Origin of the sequence: Amycolatopsis nigrescens CSC17Ta-90, assembly GCF_000384315.1 — a bacterium.
GTDB classification, from domain to species: domain Bacteria; phylum Actinomycetota; class Actinomycetes; order Mycobacteriales; family Pseudonocardiaceae; genus Amycolatopsis; species Amycolatopsis nigrescens.
Genome location: NZ_ARVW01000001.1, coordinates 4,484,440 through 4,502,428, shown reverse-complemented (window position 1 = coordinate 4,502,428; position 17,989 = coordinate 4,484,440). Strand labels below are relative to the sequence as shown.

19 protein-coding genes are annotated in these 17,989 nt (G+C 70.7%); 10 read left to right on the top strand and 9 right to left on the bottom strand.

The window, feature by feature from the left end; all coding sequences use genetic code 11:
- Positions 1-26: 26 nt before the first annotated feature.
- Positions 27-905 carry a LysR family transcriptional regulator gene (locus tag AMYNI_RS0121355; protein ID WP_020670091.1) on the bottom strand — a complete coding sequence of 293 codons (879 nt, stop codon included), beginning with the start codon at positions 903-905 and terminating at the stop codon, positions 27-29.
- A 71-nt stretch (positions 906-976) separates the two neighbouring features.
- Here AMYNI_RS0121355 and AMYNI_RS0121350 point away from each other — a divergent pair, with 71 nt between their 5' ends.
- Positions 977-2,032, top strand: coding sequence for an SDR family oxidoreductase (locus AMYNI_RS0121350; RefSeq protein ID WP_026360735.1), 1,056 nt, complete (start codon positions 977-979; stop codon positions 2,030-2,032).
- 44 nt (positions 2,033-2,076) lie between these two features.
- Here AMYNI_RS0121350 and AMYNI_RS0121345 read toward each other — a convergent pair whose 3' ends face one another.
- The 3 genes from AMYNI_RS0121345 to AMYNI_RS0121335 form a co-directional block, all read right to left on the bottom strand.
- Positions 2,077-3,300 carry a 3,4-dihydroxy-2-butanone-4-phosphate synthase gene (locus AMYNI_RS0121345; protein ID WP_020670089.1) on the bottom strand — a complete coding sequence of 408 codons (1,224 nt, stop codon included), beginning with the start codon at positions 3,298-3,300 and terminating at the stop codon, positions 2,077-2,079.
- Positions 3,301-3,483: 183 nt separating this feature from the next.
- Entirely contained in the window at positions 3,484-4,323 is an 840-nt protein-coding gene (locus tag AMYNI_RS0121340) for a MurR/RpiR family transcriptional regulator (protein WP_020670088.1), read from the bottom strand.
- Positions 4,323-5,372: a zinc-dependent alcohol dehydrogenase family protein gene (locus AMYNI_RS0121335; RefSeq protein ID WP_020670087.1), complete on the bottom strand. Its 1,050-nt coding sequence runs from the start codon at positions 5,370-5,372 to the stop codon at positions 4,323-4,325. The genes AMYNI_RS0121340 and AMYNI_RS0121335 overlap by 1 nt, the downstream gene beginning before the upstream one ends.
- A gap of 75 nt (positions 5,373-5,447) precedes the next feature.
- On the opposite strand from AMYNI_RS0121335, the gene AMYNI_RS0121330 reads away from it, so the two are divergent.
- The gene (locus tag AMYNI_RS0121330) at positions 5,448-6,692 is read left to right on the top strand and encodes a pyridoxal phosphate-dependent aminotransferase (RefSeq protein ID WP_020670086.1); all 1,245 of its coding nucleotides are present in this window, start codon (positions 5,448-5,450) and stop codon (positions 6,690-6,692) included.
- A gap of 9 nt (positions 6,693-6,701) precedes the next feature.
- Here the strand turns inward: AMYNI_RS0121330 and AMYNI_RS0121325 are convergent, their stop codons facing one another.
- From AMYNI_RS0121325 to AMYNI_RS0121315, 3 genes are all read right to left on the bottom strand, one after another.
- Positions 6,702-7,001: a transcriptional regulator gene (locus tag AMYNI_RS0121325; protein WP_020670085.1), complete on the bottom strand. Its 300-nt coding sequence runs from the start codon at positions 6,999-7,001 to the stop codon at positions 6,702-6,704.
- Positions 7,002-7,163: 162 nt separating this feature from the next.
- Positions 7,164-7,847, bottom strand: coding sequence for a metal-dependent transcriptional regulator (locus AMYNI_RS0121320; protein WP_020670084.1), 684 nt, complete (start codon positions 7,845-7,847; stop codon positions 7,164-7,166).
- A gap of 43 nt (positions 7,848-7,890) precedes the next feature.
- Positions 7,891-8,334: a GNAT family N-acetyltransferase gene (locus tag AMYNI_RS0121315; protein WP_020670083.1), complete on the bottom strand. Its 444-nt coding sequence runs from the start codon at positions 8,332-8,334 to the stop codon at positions 7,891-7,893.
- Between the two features lie 184 nt (positions 8,335-8,518).
- Here AMYNI_RS0121315 and AMYNI_RS49150 point away from each other — a divergent pair, with 184 nt between their 5' ends.
- From AMYNI_RS49150 to AMYNI_RS0121295, 4 genes are read left to right on the top strand one after another with little or no spacing between them, the layout of a single operon-like run.
- Positions 8,519-9,058 carry a hypothetical protein gene (locus AMYNI_RS49150; protein WP_157357432.1) on the top strand — a complete coding sequence of 180 codons (540 nt, stop codon included), beginning with the start codon at positions 8,519-8,521 and terminating at the stop codon, positions 9,056-9,058.
- A 37-nt stretch (positions 9,059-9,095) separates the two neighbouring features.
- Entirely contained in the window at positions 9,096-9,716 is a 621-nt protein-coding gene (locus AMYNI_RS48230; RefSeq protein WP_169515761.1) for a DUF3558 domain-containing protein, read from the top strand.
- Between the two features lies 1 nt (position 9,717).
- Positions 9,718-11,013, top strand: coding sequence for a hypothetical protein (locus tag AMYNI_RS0121300; RefSeq protein ID WP_157357431.1), 1,296 nt, complete (start codon positions 9,718-9,720; stop codon positions 11,011-11,013).
- 4 nt (positions 11,014-11,017) lie between these two features.
- Positions 11,018-11,749 carry an ESX secretion-associated protein EspG gene (locus AMYNI_RS0121295; protein ID WP_020670078.1) on the top strand — a complete coding sequence of 244 codons (732 nt, stop codon included), beginning with the start codon at positions 11,018-11,020 and terminating at the stop codon, positions 11,747-11,749.
- Positions 11,750-11,765: 16 nt separating this feature from the next.
- Here the strand turns inward: AMYNI_RS0121295 and AMYNI_RS0121290 are convergent, their stop codons facing one another.
- On the bottom strand, positions 11,766-13,367 hold the full coding sequence (locus AMYNI_RS0121290) for an amidohydrolase (RefSeq protein WP_020670077.1): 1,602 nt from the start codon (positions 13,365-13,367) through the stop codon (positions 11,766-11,768).
- 48 nt (positions 13,368-13,415) lie between these two features.
- On the opposite strand from AMYNI_RS0121290, the gene AMYNI_RS0121285 reads away from it, so the two are divergent.
- Genes AMYNI_RS0121285 through AMYNI_RS0121270 form a run of 4 tightly spaced genes read left to right on the top strand, consistent with a single transcriptional unit; the run spans position 13,416 to position 16,750 of the window.
- A complete protein-coding gene (locus AMYNI_RS0121285; RefSeq protein WP_040405856.1) occupies positions 13,416-14,165 on the top strand; it encodes an enoyl-CoA hydratase/isomerase family protein in 750 nt (249 codons plus the stop codon).
- On the top strand, positions 14,162-15,733 hold the full coding sequence (locus AMYNI_RS0121280; protein ID WP_020670075.1) for an AMP-binding protein: 1,572 nt from the start codon (positions 14,162-14,164) through the stop codon (positions 15,731-15,733). Before AMYNI_RS0121285 ends, AMYNI_RS0121280 begins: the two co-directional genes overlap by 4 nt.
- On the top strand, positions 15,724-16,374 hold the full coding sequence (locus AMYNI_RS0121275) for a TetR/AcrR family transcriptional regulator (protein WP_020670074.1): 651 nt from the start codon (positions 15,724-15,726) through the stop codon (positions 16,372-16,374). Before AMYNI_RS0121280 ends, AMYNI_RS0121275 begins: the two co-directional genes overlap by 10 nt.
- 49 nt (positions 16,375-16,423) lie before the next feature.
- Positions 16,424-16,750, top strand: a complete 327-nt coding sequence (locus tag AMYNI_RS0121270; RefSeq protein ID WP_026360733.1) for a hypothetical protein — start codon at positions 16,424-16,426, stop codon at positions 16,748-16,750.
- Positions 16,751-16,780: 30 nt separating this feature from the next.
- Here AMYNI_RS0121270 and AMYNI_RS0121265 read toward each other — a convergent pair whose 3' ends face one another.
- Positions 16,781-17,950, bottom strand: a complete 1,170-nt coding sequence (locus AMYNI_RS0121265) for an acyl-CoA dehydrogenase family protein (protein WP_020670072.1) — start codon at positions 17,948-17,950, stop codon at positions 16,781-16,783.
- Positions 17,951-17,989 lie beyond the last annotated feature (39 nt).

The following is a 17,989-nucleotide window of genomic DNA, read 5'->3' as shown; positions in this document are numbered from 1 at the left end:
CTGGATACTATGTCCAGTCTGGACAATTAGTCCAGGCTGGCTTTTTCCGCCAGCAGTTCGACGAAGGCCGCGGTGAGCGGATCCGGCGTGCCGCGGGTGTAGGCGGCCAGGCCGCGCCGGACCGGCGGGTCCGGCCAGCGCACCTCGCCGTCGAACCGCGGCGGAATCACGTTCGCCGGCACCAGCGCCGGCCCGAGCCCGGCCGACGCGAGCACCGGCGCGGCGGCGGTCTGCTCGGTCCGGATCGCGGCCGCCGGCTGGAAACCGGCGGCCGCGCAGGCCTGCTCCAGCACGTCGGCGAGGCCGTTGCCCGGTGCGTAGTGCACCCACTCGCGGTCGGCGAGCACGGCGAGATCCAGGCGCGGCCCGCGGCCGGCGGACCGGTCACCGGCGGGCAGCAGCACGGCGAACTCCTCCACACCGAGCGTCCTCGCCGCTCCGTCCCAGTCGGCAGGCTCCGGCCCGACCGCGAGATCCGCCTGCCCGGCGGTCATCGCGGCCCGCAGCTCGTCCGCGTGCCGGTGCTCGAACAGTCTGATGTGGACACCCGGATGCGATCGCCGCCACGCGCGCAGTGCGGGCGGCAGCACGCCGAGGGTCACCGAGTAGACGGTGGCGATGCTCAGTTCGCCGGCGGCCAGCCCGGACGCCTGCCTGGCGGCGACCCCGGCGCGTTCGGCGTCGGCCAGCGCGGCGCGTGCGTGCGGCAGCATCGCCCTGCCCATCGGGGTTAGCCGGACCGAACGCGGCAGCCGTTCCAGCAGCGGCCCGCCCACCGCCCGCTCCAAGGCACGCACCTGGTGCGAAAGGGCGGGCTGCGTGACGTGCAGCTGCTCGGCCGCGCGGGTGAAGGAGCCCTCGTCCACCACAGTGACCAGGTACTCCAGCTGCCGCAAGGTCGTCATGAGCAAATCTTATGGCAACCAGTCGAAACAAGACTTGGACTTATCTCTCGGCCGGCGGCAAAGTCGTCGGCATGAGTACGCGGAAGGTCGCCCTCGTGGTGGGCGCCAACGGGATCATCGGCCGCAACCTGATCGACCACCTGGTCGGCCTCGGGGACTGGCAGGTCGTCGGGCTCTCCCGGCGCGGCGGCGAGGACGGCGAGCGGCTGCGGTACGTCTCGGTCGATCTGCTCGACGCGGCCGACACCCGGGCGAAGCTGGCTGGTCTCACCGACGTCACGCATGTTTTCTACGCGGCCTACCAGGAGCGGCCGAGCTGGGCCGAGCTGGTGCCGCCGAACCTGGCCATGCTGGTCAACGTGGTGGACGCGATCGAGCCGGTCGCACCGGGCCTGCGGCACGTGAACCTGATGCAGGGCTACAAGGTCTACGGCGCGCACCTCGGCCCGTTCAAGACGCCGGCCAGGGAGGACGACGCGGCGCACATGCCGCCGGAGTTCAATGTGGACCAGCAGGAGTTCCTGGAGCGGCGCCAGTTGGGCAAGGCGTGGACCTGGTCCGCGCTGCGGCCGTCGGTGGTCGGCGGTTTCGCGCTGGGCAACCCGATGAACCTTGGCATGGCGATCGCGGTGTATGCCACCATTTCCAAGGAGCTCGGCCTGCCGCTGCGTTTTCCCGGCAAACCCGCCGCATACGACTCCCTGCTGGAGATGACCGACGCCGGCCTGCTGGCCAAGGCGGCCGTTTGGGCCGGCACCGATCCCGCCGCGGCGAACCAGGCGTTCAACATCAACAACGGCGACCTGTTCCGCTGGAGCGAAATGTGGCCGAAGATCGCCCGCTACTTCGACCTGGAGGTGGCGCCGCCGCTGCCGATGTCGCTGGAAGTGGTGATGGCCGACAAGGAACCCCTGTGGCGGTCGATGGTCGAAAAGTACGGCCTGGAACCGAATTCCTACCGCGAAGTGTCGTCCTGGGCCTTCGGTGACGGCGTGTTCTCCTGGGACTACGACATGATCGCGGACGGCTCGAAAGCCCGGCGCGCCGGCTTCCACGAGTACGTCGAGACCGAGTCCATGTTCCACCACATCTTCGACGACCTCCGCAAACGCCGCATCATCCCCTAACCGCGAGTCCCACACCCACCCCCTCCGAGTCCCACACTCAACCTTCAGAGCCAACTGCGAAGGTCCGCGATGTCGACCAGCGGCATTCCCCACCGCAGCGCCGCGATCTCCAGATCGGCCGCGCCCGCCATGGTGCCGTCGGCGTTCATCACCTCGCTGCACACCCCGACCGGCGGCAACCCGGCTGCTTCGCACAGCGCGACAGTCGCCTCGGTGTGCCCCATCCGCTCGGCGAGCAAGCCCGGCCTGGCGCTGATCGGCGAGACGTGCCCTGGCCCGATGAAATCCGACGGCCGGGCCGACGGGTCCGCGAGCTTGCGCACGGTGGCCGCGCGCTCGGCCGAGGAAACCCCGGTACCGGTGGCCGCGGCCAGGTCCACCGGGGCGTGGAACGCGGTGCCCTGCCGGTCACCCTGACCCGGCGCGGGCGGAATCTCCAGTCGCCGCAGCACTTCCGCCGAGCAGGGCACGGCCGGATGCCCGTACACCCTGGTCAGCAGGAAGGTGAACGCCTCTGGCCGGATCCTGGCCCCGGCGAAGATCACGTCGCCCTCGCCCTCGGTCTCCGGGTCCCAGACCAGCACCCCGCCACCGGCGGCGAGGGTGCGCACCACCTTCTGCACGCCCGCACTGCCACTGAGCGCGCCGGCCCACGGCAGCCCGGCAACCACCCGGTCCAGGCCGTCGGCCGCGCCGTCGGGGTGCCGCGCCACCAAGCGCGCCACCAGATCCAGCTCCAGGTTCACCCTCGTACCGGGCCGCAGCCTGTCCAAAGTAGACGAACTCAGGGTGATCGGCAGCAGCACCACGGAAAATCGGTCCCGCAGCACTTCGGCGACGGTCACGCTGACCCCGTCCAGCGCGACCGGCCCCTTGGCCACCAGTCCGTCCAGCACCCGCGCCGGCGGCCGGATCCACACCCGGCGGCAGCCGCCCGGCTCCTCGTCCACCCTGGCCACCTTGCCGACCGCGTCCACATAACCCTGGACCAGGTGACCGTCCAGCGGCTCCCCGACGACCAGCGGCGCCTCCACGTTCACCCGATCACCAACGGCCAGCGCGTCGAAGGTGGAACGACGCCGCGTTTCCGCGGTCACCGTCGCCTCCAGCAGCCCGTCGCCGACCGGCCGCGCGGTCAGCCGGACCCCGTTCACCCCCACCGCGCCGCCGTCACCGACCACCGCGGCGACCTTGGCCGCGTAGATCCGCACCACTTCTTCGTCGAAGGACTCGACCGCACCGATTTCCGCAATACGTCCGGTGAACACGATTTTTCCACCCTCACGCTTTCGACGCCTGTCCCATGAGGGCCCGGCGACAGCGGGCCGAGGGGCGGGGTGTCACCGCTTGGCCCCGGAATCGCACCGGGTCGTTCCGCCACGACGGCGGAACCGGCCGGCTATCCGGCCACACCGTGGAATCGCACCACACCGCCAGGGTAACCCCGAAGATCAGCCGAAGTACACGCCGAACTCGTCGAGCAACCGCTCGTCGGCGCCCAGTTCGGACCGACCATCGTCGCCGAGGTGCACCGCGACCTCGGTGGCCATGGCCTGCACCAGCGCGGTGAACCCGGTCAGCGAGCGCAGCAGCGTGCCGCCCGCGGTCTCCACGTACAGCGTGTGCCCGGCATGTTCCGCCAGTGGCGAACCGGCGTTGTCGGTCAGTGCCACCGTGTGCAGCCCGCGCCGCCGGGCATGGGCGAGCGCGCGCACGGTGTCCGCGGTGTACCGGTGGATGGAAATCGCCACCAGCACGTCACCTTCGCCGAGATCACGCAGCTCGTCGGCAAGGGTGCCGCCGGCCGCGGCGAGCTGACGCACCCGCGGCCGGACCAGGTGCAGCAGGTAGCTCAGCAGGTACGCGACGGAGAAGCACTTGCGCAGGCCGATCACGTGCACCGCGGGCGCGTCGGCGAGCAGCGCGGCCACCCGCTGCCACCCATCGGGATCGATCATCGCGAAGGTGCGGGCGAGGTTGCGCTGGTCCTGGCCCGCCACGTCGGCCAGCTGGGTCTGGTCGAACCGCCGCAGCAACTGCGCCTGCTCGGCGAGCTGGGCGCGGCACAGCTCGACCAGCGCCGGATAACCGGACAGGCCGAGCGAGCCGGCGAACCGGACCAGCGAGGACTCGTGCACCCCGGCCAGTTTCGCGGTCGCGGAGATGCTGCGGAACGCGGTGCCCTCCGGATCGGACAGCAGCAGGTCCGCGATCCGGCGCTGCCCGGCGGCCAGCTTCGGCAGCCGGGCACGCAGCAACCCGGCCAGTTCGGGATAGCTTCTCGGCGCCATCACCGGCCGATCTCGACCACGGTCACCCCGGCCACCGCCGGCACCGGATCGTTCATCCTGGCCAGCGCGGCCGGCACCTCGTCCAGCGAGATCCGTTCGCCGACGAACGCATCGAGGTCCAGCCCGGCGTGCTCGACCAGGCTCAGCATCTCCGGGTACTCGTGCGCCTGCACGCCGTGGCTGCCGAGCAGTTGCAGCTCGTGGCTGATCACCCGGTGCATCGGGATCGGCGGCACCCCCTGCGCCGGCGGCATCAGCCCGACCTGGACGTGCCTGCCGCGCTTGCGCAGGCTCGCCACCGAAGCGGCGCAGGTACCGGGCAGTCCGACGCAGTCCAGCGAGAGGTGCGCACCGCCACCGGTCAGCTCGCGGACCTCGGCCGCCGGATCGGCCACCGCACCGGCGTCGATCGTGGCCACCGCGCCGAATTCGGTCGCCAGCGCACGGGCGCCCGCGGACAGATCGACCGCCACCACCCGCGCCCCTGCCGCGGCGGCCAGCAGCACCGCTGAGATCCCGGCGCCACCGCAGCCGTACACCGCGACCCACTGCCCCGGCCGCACCGCGCCTTGGCGCAGCACCGCGCGGTAGGCGGTGCCGAACCGGCAGCCCAGCGCGGCGGCCGCCACCGAGCCGAGCGAATCCGGCAGCCGGACCAGGTTGACGTCCGCCGCGTCCAGCGCGACCAGTTCGGCGAACGAGCCCCAGTGCGTGGCGCCCGGCTGGAACTGGCGATCGCAGATCTGCTGGTTGCCGCTCGCGCACTCGGCACAGCTCCCGCAGGCGCAGACGAACGGCACGGTGACCCGGTCGCCCGGCTGCCAGCGCCGCACGTCCGGCCCGCAGGCGAGCACGTGGCCGGCCAGCTCGTGCCCGGCCACGTGCGGCAGGGTCACCTCGGCGTCATGGCCCTGCCAGGAGTGCCAGTCGCTGCGGCACACCCCGGTGGCCTCGACCCGGACCACCACCCCGGCGGCCGTGGGTACGGGGTCGGGCACCTCGCGCAGCTCGGGCAGGACGCCGTACTCCTGGATGACGACCGCGCGCACAGCACTCCTCTCGGTTGATGCAAGTCGGCTTGCATTGTAGCTTCGAAAAGCAAGTAGACCTGCACTGGAGGCGGTATGGCGGTCCGGCATTCGGCGACCCTGGCCATCGACGAACGGCTGCGCGCCAAGCGGGCGGCCGGCGAACAGGTGCTGCACCTCGGCTTCGGCGAAGCGGGCCTGCCGGTGCTGCCCGAGATCGCGGGCGTGCTCGCCGAATCCGCGCACCGCAACGCCTACGGCCCGGTCGCGGGTTCGGTCGAAGCGCGCGAGGCGGCGGCCGGCTACTTCACCCGCCGCGACCTGCCCACCGGCGCCGATCAGCTGCTGTTCGCCCCCGGTAGCAAACCGCTGCTCTTCGCCCTGCTCACCGCACTGCCCGGCGATCTCGTGCTGCCGCGGCCGTGCTGGGTCAGCTACGCCGCACAGGCCGCGCTGGCCGGCAAACGGGTGCTGAGCGTGCCGATTCCGGCAGAGGCCGGCGGCGTGCCCGACCCAGACGAACTGGACCGCACGCTGACCCGAGCCCGCCGCGACGGCGCGAACCCCGGCGTCCTGATCCTGACGCTGCCGGACAACCCGACCGGCACCGTCGCGCCGGCGGAACTGGTCCGGCGGGTCTGCGCGGTCGCCGACCGGCACGGCCTGGTGATCGTCTCCGACGAGATCTACCGCGACCTGCGGCACGACGGCGGCCCGGTGCGCAGCCCGGCGCGGGATCTGCCGGAGCGGACGGTGATCACCGGCGGGCTGAGCAAGAGCCTGGCGCTCGGCGGCTACCGGATCGGCTTCGCGCGGGTGCCGGACGGGCCGTTCGGCCGGGAGCTGCGCGGCGAGCTGATCGGCGTGGCCAGCGAAATCTGGTCCAGCCTGCCCGGCCCGATGCAGTCCGTGGCCGCCTACGCGCTGGCCGAGCCGCCCGAAGTGGTGGCCAGGATCGACGCGAGCCGCAGGCTGCACCGGACGGTGGTCGAGGCGGTGCACGCCGAGTTCGTCGCGGCGGGAGCGAGCTGCCGCGCGCCGCGGGGCGGGTTCTACCTCTACCCGGACTTCGAGCCGCTGCGCGCGTCACTCGGCCCGCGCACTGGCGCCGAGCTGGCCGAGCACCTGCTGACCACCGCCGGGGTCGGCGTGCTGGCCGGGACCGAGTTCGGCGACGATCCCGCCGCCCTGCGCTTCCGGGTGGCCAGCAGCCTGCTCTACGGCGACTCGGAACCCGAACGCCTAGCCGCCCTCTCCGCCCCCGATCCCCTCACCCTTCCCCACCTGACCTCGTCCCTCACCCACCTCCACTCCGCCCTCACTTCCCTCACCAGTCCGTGAAGGGCACCTTCACGGACGTCGGAGGAGGCGGGAGAGGGAAGTGGGCGGGAGGTCGAGGATCTCTTCGAGATTCGCCAGCGCCCGCAAGGAGTCGGGGCGCTCGGGACGGCAGCGGCCGGACTGCCAGTGGCTCAGGGTGGCCACGCTCAACGAGCTGCCCCGGCTCAGCAGCCGGTAGCGGATCCGTTCCAGCCCAAGGCCCCTGGCCTTGATCGCGGCGCGAAGGGCGGCCTCGAACGGGCCGGTGGCGAGCAGCAGCCCGAGTTCCTGTTCGACCGCTGGACGGATGCGGGTGCGCCGGCCGCTCATGCTCGCTCCAGAAGAGGTGGACCGGATCAGAGCGTAAGCCGACCACCGCGGGAACGGAAGGGTTCGGTCCGGCTGCCGGACCGTGCACAGGAACCGGAATCCCCGGCCGGACGGGAAATACCGCACCGCCGGCCCAAGTCCGCGATTGTCCACAATGGACGACTAGCGCACGGCGACGCTGAGCGCCTGCGCGATCGCCTTGCCGAGCGCGTGCGTGGCCGCGTCCGGCTCGGCGCCGACCTTGACCACGATCGGCCCGCCGAACGGCTGCCGCTCCAGCACCTCGATCCGCTCGCCGAGGCCGATCGCATGCTCGGACAGGTAGCGCAGCAGGTCGGGATCGGTGTCCCAGACCCGCACGATCTCGCCGATCGCGCCGGGCTGGAGCTCGTCCAGCAGCCTGGCGGGCTCCTCCTCCACGCTGCCGTCCGCGGCCGGGATCGGGTCGCCGTGCGGATCACGCACCGGGTTGCCCAGCTTGGCCGCGATCCGCGCGACCAGCCGGTCGGACACCACGTGCTCCAGCGCGTCGGCCTCGGCGTGCACCTCGTCCCAGGTGTAGCCGAGGTGCTGCACCAGGTAGGTCTCGATCAGCCGGTGCCGGCGCAGCACCCCGTGCGCGAGCTGGGTGCCCTCGGCGGTCAGCTCGATACCGCGATACGGCACGTGCGTGACCAGGCCGAGCTGGGAGAGCTTGGTGACCATGCCCGACGCGGAGGACGGGCTGACCTCGAGCCGTCCCGCCAGCGACGTGTTGGTGACCGCCTCACCGCGCTCCACCAACCCGTAGATCGCCCGGATGTAGTCCTCGATGGAGGACGAGCGCCGGCTGGAAGTCTCGGACATGAGTCCTACGATACGGCCAGCCACCGACCGGCCGTAGCATTGCCTAACTAGGCCGCCACCGATAGCGCGTCCAGCCTGGTACCGGCTCCGCGCCGAGCTGGGCGTAGAAGGCCTCGGCCTTCTCGTTCCCGTCTTGCATGTCCCACTCCACCCGGCCCGAAGTCCGGTTACGCAGCGCGTTCAGCAGCTCGGCACCCAGCCCGTATCGGCGGTACTCCGGACGAATGAACAGATCGTCGAGCCAGATGCCCGGCCGTGCCTCCCAGGTGGAGAAGTTCCACGAGCAGAACGCGAACCCGGCGACCTGGCCCGGCTGGTCCGGCGGCTCCGAAAGCAGCACCCACGCCTTGGGCTCCGGCCCGAACAGATGCTTCGTCATCTCCGCCCGGTCCAGCACCAGGGTGTCGTTGCCCTCGTAACGGGCGTGCTCCTCGATCAGCGCGCAGATCTCCTCCAGATCCTGCACCTCGGCGTCCCGTACCGGCATAAGTCGAACTCCTGTTCTTTCCGCAACTCCCCGACCACCCTAACCAACGATCTTCACTCGAATGGCGTGGGTAAAAAAATTCTGCAACTTGCATTGGGGAAATTGAGGAAACTGCCCCTGAGGCGACGGCCATTGCGATACCCTCAGCTCGCCAGTGACTACCAGGGGTGAGGGAGCACGGCGGATGGTTACTGCGGGCGACGACTTTCGGCCGGGCGCACTCGGCGGGCAGTCGACCACGGGCGCGCGGCCCGAAGCCGTTCCACCACAGGCAAAGCTATCCGCTTCAGAGCGCGAAGCACAGGCCAAAGCCGAAATCGAGAAGGACACCCTCGAGGCGCGCTACCAAGAAATGCGGCGAGTCACCGATGGTCCCCGCCCTTGGGAGAACACGGCCCACGGTGGCGGTGGCGCACAGGGCCCCGGCGGCTACCAGTTCGACCCCGAGGTCCTCACCGCCAAGATCGCCCAATGGGAACAGCTCCGCGATGACCTGCAGTCCGACGGCGAGAAGCTTCAGCAGTCGGCGAACGCGCTCAAGGCGCCATCGCACGATCAACCAGCACAACAACAAGTGCAGGCCACGCTGTCTTCGATCGCCGCCGCCGTCGAACACAACATGAAGATGGCGGAATACGCACGGAACTACATCGACGCACTGAAGAAGGCCAACGGGACCTACGTCCAGCAGGAAGAAAACACGGCCGGCGGCCTTTACGAGTGACGCTTCCGGCAACGGCTCTACGACTAGGGATATGACTGTGCGACTGAGCAAGGCTCACGCGGGCGCGGCGGGCGTCGGTGTGGCACTACTCGTTCTGACCGGCTGCTCTCAGGAGGCGCCCGGTACGCCGGGAGCACAACCGTCGGCCGCCGGTTCGACAGGCCAGTCGCTCCCGAGTACCGGGAACAGCAAGGCGCCGCGCGTAGCGAACCCCTTGGACGCGTCGAAATTCGCCACGGATCCCTGTACCAGCCTGAGTCAGGCACGATTGCAGAATTTCGGTGTCCAAGGGTCGGGCAGGCCGACCCAGTCGGAAGACGGGGTGGGCTGCGGCTGGACGTTCGGCGCGAACGGCGCGATCGGAGCTGGCGTGTCCTACATTCCCAAAGTCGAAAACGGCTTGAACAACGCCTACGCGCTCAATGACGCCAACGTCTACAGCAAAGGCTATTTCGTGCCCACCGAGGTGGACGGCTACCCGGCCGTTTACAACGGCCTGGTGGATCAGCGCGCCCAGGGCGCCTGCGAGATGGCCGTGGGGATTTCCGACAAGTCGATCTTCGTCGTTCGCCTGACCGACCGGCCTGGCAAGGATGTCTGCAAGGCCGCCGCGAACTTCGCCGAGGCCGTGGTGCAGACCATCAAGGAGGGGCAGTGACATGGCAGGGGAAAGACTGGGGGATACCGGCTCTGCCGACGGAATGATGAGTGGCCAGCAGATCTTCGAGAACTTCCGGGACGCACCGGGCACGGACGGCTTGCAGACTTCCCGCGCGCTGCTGGAAGAGGTCGAGCGGCTCTATTCCGACCGAGCGGACCAGATCACCTCGCTGGCGGCGTCGATGGAAGAGGGCTGGACCGGCGACGCCGCCGGGGCGGCGCAGCGGGGTGCCGGGCCGCTGGCGGTGGAGCACGGGCGGGCGGCGCAGGCGATGGCCACCGCGAAAGACCTGCTGCAGAACCAGACCGAGTCCTTCCACGACACCAGGAGCCGGGTGGTCCCGGTGCCGCCCGTCCCCGAGGCGCCGTCGACCTGGGACAAGATCGTCAGCTTCGGCTCGGCGCGGTCGAAGTACGAGAGCAAGGTCGACGAGTCCAACGGCGCCGCCCAGCAGAACGTGACCGCCATGCAGGGCTGGACCCAGACCTCCGGGCACAACGGCTCGATGATGCCCAGCACCTACGGCGACATCGACGCCGGTGCGCTGAACATCGGCATCGCGCCCGTGTCAGGTGGGCCGGGGCCGGTCGACGGTGGGGTCGCTGACCGAGGACTTCCGGTCACCGGCGGCACACCCGCCGCCGGGCCCAACGTTCCCCAGCACAGCACGGGCTCGCCGATGGGCGCGATACCGGCACCACCCGGCACCGGCACCGCGACGAGCGCTCCGCCGGGACAGTCGACCAATCCCGGCGGTCACCGGGTGCCGACCGCCCCCGGCACTCTCGGCCAAGGACGCGCGCCGGAAGGCCAGGCACCCGGCCTGCCGGAACCGGTGCAGGTCGGCGGAACCGGCCCGGTCGGTCGCGACAGTTCGAGCGCGCGCACCGGCACCAGCATCGGACCGGGCACGGGTGGCCGGATCGGCTCGGGAAGCGCGGCCGGGCGGATCAACGGCCCCAGGGCGGGCGGCCAAGGCCCCAGCCCCGGATCAGGCGGGCTGGGTGAGAAAGGCGCTCCAGGCGCCGGGCGGGGCAGCGGCTCCGGCCCGCCGGGCGAGGTCGCCCGCGGCGGTCCGGCTGCCGCCGGCGCCAGGAGCGCGGGGAATGCCGGCGGCACCGGGGCAGGCGGAGCCCCGATCGGCGGCGCGGGCCGTGGCCGGGACGACGAAGACCGCCGGCGCAAGTACGTGCTGGAGGACGACGAGCCCTTCCAGCTGACCGACGAGGCCGGCGAACGAGTCGTCGACCCGCGCACCGGCCTGTCGCCGACGCCGCCGGTCATCGGCCAGTAGCGGGATGTGGTTCGCCGAACCCGAGCGGTTCCGGGCCGACCGGCTCGCCGCCATGGTCGCCGACGCGACCGGCGGTGAGCTGCACGTGGTGCTCGCCCCGCAACCGGTGTGGTCACCGAATGAGGTGCGTGCCTCGGCCGAGGACCTCGACCGGTACTCCGCCGCCCCGGCGGACGAGCCGGACTTCGCGGCCATCGCCGAGTTGCTCTGCGCACCACCGGAAGCCCGCTACGGCTGGATCAGCGACAACGGCACCGGCGACCGGCTCGGCGCGCTGGTCGCCGGTTCGGCCGAGTTCGGGCTCATCGCGGTCCGCGACCAGCACGACGTGTGGATCCGGACCTTCACCCCGAAGCGGCTGAGCGAGGTGCTGACCAGGCTGCTCCCCCGCGGGGTGCCGAAATCCGGCGCCCCGCCGATCACCGTGCTGCGCAGCGAAATGCTGGCCGCCAGCGCCGAGGTCGTCGGGGCGGTCCGGCCGAGTGCGGACGTCCGCCGGGCGGAACGCGTGATCGCGCTGCCGCCGTCGGTGGTCGCGGAGTTCTCCGTCGAAACGCGGTCCGGCGACCGGCGGCGCCGCAGCGAGCACCCGCTGCGCGTCTACGACACCGAGCACGGCCGCTGGGTCCTGCGCACCAGCTCCCACTACGGCGACGAACGCCTCGAACTGGCCCCGGCCGACATGTACGACGTGGTCCGGCTGCTGGAAGAACTGCGCCGCGAACTCGACGTTTGAAAAACAAGCCTGAAAATCAAGCCTGGTAAACGAGTTCGCCGCCGATGACGGTGCCGAGCACCTTCACCTTGTCCAAGGCCGCCCGGTCCGTCGGATCCGCCGACAGCGCGACGAAATCGGCCAGCTTCCCCGGTTCCAGCGTGCCGAGGTCCCGTTCCCGGAACGTGGCATATGCCGAACCCGCGGTGTACGCACGCACCGCCTGCGCCGCGGTGAGCGCCTCCGCCGGTGCGAGCGGCTGCCCGCTGGAGGTCCAGCGGCGCACCATGTCCCTGATCCCCAGCAGCGGCGCGCCCTGCACCACCGGCCGGTCCGAGCTGCCCGGCAGCACGCATCCCGCGTCCAGCAGGCTGCGCAGCCGGTAGCACCAGTCCTCGCGCTCTGGCCCCAGCGCGGCCCGCATCCCGTCGCCGAGCTCGTGCACGAACCTGCCCTGCGGCACCGCGATCAGGCCGAGACCGGCCAGCCGGGTGAGTTCGGCTGGACGCAGCACGGCGCAGTGCTCGATCCGGTGCCGGTGGTCGGACCTCGGGTGCCGGGCCAGCGCGGCGGCGTAAGCGTCCAGCACCACCGACACCGCCCGGTCGCCGATGGCGTGCGTGGCCACCTGCCAGCCGGACGCGTGCGCCAGCCTGATGGTCTCCGCCAGCTCGTCTTCCGGGACCTGGAAGTAGCCGCGGTTACCGGGATCGCCGGCGAAGTCCTCGTGCATCGCGCAGGTGCGGCCGACCAGCGAGCCGTCCGCGAAGATCTTCATCGGGCCGATGCGCAGCCAGTCATCCCCGAAACCGGTGCGCAGCCCCAGATCGAGCCCGAAGGTGACCGGATCGTCCCGGTCGTGCTCCAGCTCGTGCAGTGCGGCGGACGCGACCATCAGCGTGCTGCGCACCCGCAGCAGGCCGCGGTCGCGCGCCAGCTGGTAGGCGGCCACCTCGCAGGGCGTCTGACCGACCAGCCCGCCGCCGATCCCGGCCTCCTGGACGCTGGTGATCCCCTCGGCGAGGTACTGCTTCCCGGCCCGGTCCAGCGCGCGCACCACGGTTTCCATCGGCGTGGGGTAGATCAGCGGCTGGAGCAGCAGCTGGGCCTGCTCGCGCAGCAGCCCGCTCGGCGCACCGCCGTCGCCGGGCACCACGTCCCCGCCGACCGGCACGTTGGCCAGGTCGAGCCGGTTCAGCACCGAGGAGCTGACCACGGACATGTGCCCGGAAGTGTGCTTGACGCGCACCAGATGTCCCGGCGCCGCGCGGTCGAGGCCCTGCCGGGTGGGATGCCCGCCGTCGAGCTTGTTCTGGTCGTAGCCGCTGCCCACGATCCACCCGCCGGGCGGCAGCTCCCTGGCCCGTTTCGCGATCGCGTCGTAGACGTCCTGGGTGCGGCGGCACTCGCCGAGCGGCACCTCGTCCAGGCTCTGCCCGAACCAGGCCATGTGGTTGTGCGCGTCGTGGAAGCCGGGCACCACGGTGGCTCCGGCGAGGTCCACCCGGCGGGCGGCGGACAGCTCCCTGGTCTCCTCACCCATCGCGACGATCCGCCCGTGCAGCACCGCGATGGCCGAGCTGTCCCGTTCGGCACCGGTGCGCACCCGCGCGTTCTCGAAAATCGCGTCCACCCGCATACCGGGGACCCTATCGATCGATCGATCGGTCGTCTAGGCTCGGCGGGCATGAGCAGTCCTGCGGTCGAGATAGCGGTGCACAACGGAGTCGCGCAGATCTGGCTGAACCGGCCGGATCGGCTGAACGCGGTGGCCCCGGCGCTGGTGGACGATCTGCTGACGGCGCTGGACACCGCCGCCGGGTCCGGCGCCCGCGCGGTGGTGCTGGCCGGCCGCGGCCGGGCGTTCTGCGCGGGCCACGACCTGAAGGAACCGCCGGCCACCGGTGATTCGCGGGCCAGGCTGGAGCGGCTGCAGGAGGTGACCAGACGGCTGCGCGCGCTGCCGCAGCCGGTGCTGGCCGCCGTGCACGGCTACGCGATCGGCGCCGGCGCGGAGTTCGCCCTCGGCTGCGATCTGGTGCTGGCCGCGGACGACGCGGTGTTCGCCTTCCCCGAGGTCTCGCTCGGGCTCAGCGTCACCGGTGCCGCGTCCCGGTTGCTGCCGCTGCTGGTCGGCCCGCTCAAGGCCAAGGAGCTGCTGCTGTTCGGCGACCGGGTGGACGCGGCGGCGGCGGAGCGGATCGGGCTGGTGAACGCCGTGGTGCCGGCCGCCGAGCTGGCCGAAACCGCGCTGGACTGGGCGGCGCGGCTGGCCGAACGCCCGGCAGCGGCGGCGACGCTGGCCAAACGGGCGCTGGACGCGGGCGCGGACAGCACGCTGGACGCCGCGCTGGAGCTGGAAGTGAGCCACGCGCTGATCACCGAGCACACCCCGGAAGTGGCTCATTCGGCCGAGGCGTTCCGGAGCCGGGAATGAGCCGGGCGCTCGGCCAGGTGGACGATCTCGTCGAGCTGGTCGCCCGTGCCGCCCGCCGCTGGCCGGAGCGCACCGCCTGGGTGTTCGACGCGACCGGCGCCTCGCTGAGCTTCACCGAGGTGGACGAGCGCAGCTCCCGGCTGGCGCTCGCCCTGCGCGGCCTCGGCGTGCGCGAAGGCGACCGGGTCGCGGTGATGCTGCGCAACGAGCCGGAGTTCCCGCTGCTCTGGCTCGCACTGGCCAAGCTGTCCGCGGTGCTGGTCCCGGTGAACATCAACTACCGAGAGCTGGACGGGGCGCACGTGCTGGCGCATTCCGGGGCCAGGTTCGCCATCGGCGGGCCGGAGTTCACCGAGCTGCTCGCCACGATGGCCCCGCTGACCGCGGTGGAGCGGGTGCTGACCGTGCCCGAACTGCTCGCCGAGTTCACCCCCGAGGCCGGTACCGCCGACTGGGCCGTCTTCTGGACCGAAGGCGAGCGTCCGGTCAACATCCAGTACACCTCCGGCACCACCGGCGCGCCCAAGGGCTGCGTGCTGCCGCACCGGTACTGGACCACGCTGGCCCGCGGACTGGCCACCGAGTTCCCCGCGGTCGGCGAGTCGGACATCATGCTCACCGCGCAGCCCTTCCACTACATCGATCCACAGTGGAATGTCGCATTGGGACTCGCGTCCGGCGCGACGCTGGTGGTGCTGGACCGGTTTCACCCGTCCACGTTCTGGGCGAAGGTGCGCGAGTACGAGGTCACCTGGTTCTACTGCCTTGGCTTGATGCCGACCTTGCTGTTGCGCACCCCGGAGACACCGGAGGACCGCGACCACCGGGTGCGCGCGATCAGCGCCTCGGCGATCCCCCGCGAGCTGCACGCAGCACTGGAGCAGAGGTGGGGCGTGCCCTGGTTCGAGGCGTTCGGCATGACCGAGACCGGCGGGGACATCCGGGTCTCCCCGGAGGATCATGACGAGACGGTCGGCACCGGCTGCATCGGCCGCCCGTCGCCCGACCGCGAGGCGATCATCGGCGACTCGCAGGGAAACCCGTTGCCACGCGGTGAAACCGGCGAGCTGCTGCTGCGCGGTACCGGCCTGATGCACGGTTATCACGACGACCCGGACGCGACCGAGCGCGCCTTCGCCGGCGGCTGGTTCCACACTGGGGATCTGGCCACCATGGACGACCATGGCCGGATCTACTACGTGGGCCGGACCAAGGACATGATCCGGCGCAGCGGCGAAAACATCTCCGCGGACGAGGTGGAGCGGGCGCTGCTGATGCATCCCGCGGTCCGGCTCGCCGCGGTCGTCGCGGTACCGGACGAGCTTCGCGGCGAAGAGATCAAAGCCTATGTCGCGCTCGCCGAGGAATACCAGGCTACCGCGGTGCCGCCGGAGGAACTGGCCGATTTCTGCGGGGAAAAACTCGCCTACTTCAAGGTGCCCCGCTACTGGGCCTACGCCGACGAGCTGCCGATGACCCCGTCCGAGCGGGTGGCGAAGGGCGAGCTGCGCAAGGCGGCCGACCAGCTCGCCGGTGCGTACGACCGGGTGGCGCACCGATGGTGCTGACCGGGAACGACAGCCGGGAACGCGTCCGCAGGGCCGCGGTGAAACTGTTCGCGGACAAGGGTTTTCACGGTACCGGCATCCGGGACCTTGCAAGTGCGGCCAAGTTGTCCTCGGCCAGCCTCTACCACTACATGGGCACCAAGGAAGAACTGCTCGCCGAGCTGATGGACGCCTCGCTGCGCCGGCTGGTCACCGCGGCCGACGAGGTCACCGCGGGTGTGCCGGCGCCGGCCGCGCGGCTGTCCAGGCTGGTCGCGCTGCACGTGTTCACGCACGCGCTGCAGCCGGACGAGACGAAGGTGGTGGACAACGAGGTCCGCGCACTTTCCCCGGCCGCAAGGAGACCGGTGGTAGCGCTGCGCGACGGCTACGAGGCCAGATGGGCGAGCGTGCTCGAAGACGGTGTCGAAGCCGGGGTCTTCGACACCGATCAGCCGAGCGCCACCCGGCTCGCGCTGCTGGAGATGTGCAACGGCGTGGCCAGGTGGTACTCGCCACGCGGCAAGCTGTCCCTGGACGAGCTGGCGGCGCACTACGCCAGGCTGGCCGGGCGGATGCTGGGCTGCGAGGTTGCCAGTGACCGTGCGGACCTGGCACAGTGCCGTGCGGTGGTCGCCCGTGTGTGGGGTTCCGGGCGTTGAGGTGTGGGTACGCCTTGCTCAGAATGCTTTGCTGGGGGACCCTCGAAGAGTGACTGAGCAAACGATCCAACTGGAACTGGATGACTCGGGTCTGGCGCCGGGCTTGCCGACGCCGGCACACCCTCGGGATCAGGTACAGGATGTGCCCTATCGCCCGGTGGAGTTCCGCGACGACGACCTGCCCACCGCATTGGGACGGTGTGCCGACTGGCTCCGGCAGGCTCAGGAGTGGCTCGGGGAGCCGCTCGATGTACTGGCGATTCATCTCGACTACGACGAGCGCAAGGACTCCCCGTATTACGACGTCAAGCTCCTGTGCAACGAGGAGGACCTAGCCGGCGTGCCGATCGCGATGCGCGCGCGATCCGCCGGCTGAGCCACCCCTGTCCAGCGGCGGGTCGTTCGGTCAGCCGAGCGACCCGCCGATCTTGACGTGTCCCTTGAGCAGGTTTCGCGCGATGGTGCGCCGCTGGATCTCGTCGGTGCCCTCGTAGATGCGCAGCAGCCGCAGTTCGCGGTACCAGCGCTCCACCGGTAGTTCCCTGGTGTAGCCCATGCCGCCGTGAATCTGCAGCACCCTGTCCACGATCTCGTTGGCCTTCACCCCGCCGTAGAGCTTGGCGATGGACTGCGCGTGCCTGGAGTCCATTCCGGAATCGACCTGCCATGCGGCGTGCAGCACCAACCAGCGCAGCGCCTCCAGTTCCACTCCCGAGTCGGCGATCATCCACTGGATGGCTTGGCGTTCGGCGATCTTCTCGCCGAAGGTCTCCCGGGTGTTGGCGTGCTCGATGGCCATCGACAGCAGCCGCTCGCAGGAGCCGATCGCCCGCGCGGGCAGCAGGTAGCGGCCGCGGCCGATCCACTGCATCGCCAGCGCGAAACCCTGGCCGAGTTCGCCGAGGATCTGCGTTTCCGGCACCCGCACGTCCTCGAAGATCAGCGACGCCGGGCCCCACTGGCCCATGGTGTCTATGTACTCCGACTTCCAGCCCATGTCGCGGTCGACGAGGAAGCAGGTGACCCCGCCGTTCGCGCCCTTCTCGGGGTCGGTGATGGCGAAGACCATGGTGAAGTCGGCTTCGTTGCCACCGGTGATGAACGTCTTCTCGCCGTTGATGATCCAGTCGGAGCCGTCCTTGCGGGCGGAGGCGCGGATCGCCTTGGCGTCCGAGCCGGCACCGGGCTCGGTGATCGCGAAGCAGGACTTGCGCTCACCGGAGATCGTCGGCAGCAGGTAGCGCTGCTTCTGCTCTTCGTTGGCATGAAAGAGAATGTTGTCCGCCGAGCCGCCGAAGCTGAACTGCACGAAGGTGCGGCCGAGCTCGGCCTCCAGCAGCGCGGTCATCACCGCGGACAGGCCCATGCCGCCGTACTCCTCGGGCGTCTGGACGCCCCAGAAGCCGGATTCCTTCGCCTTGAGCCGCAGTTCGGTCAGTTCTTCGGAAGTGAAGCCGACTTCGCCGGCCCGCTCTCGGCGAAGCACCTCGGGCTCGCGGGGTACCAGCTCGCGCTGGACGAAGGTGCGGACCCAGTCACGCACCTCACGCTCTTCATCGCTCAGGGTGAAATCCACGGAAAGCCTCCAGCCAGGGTGACTAAGCGCTTGCTTACC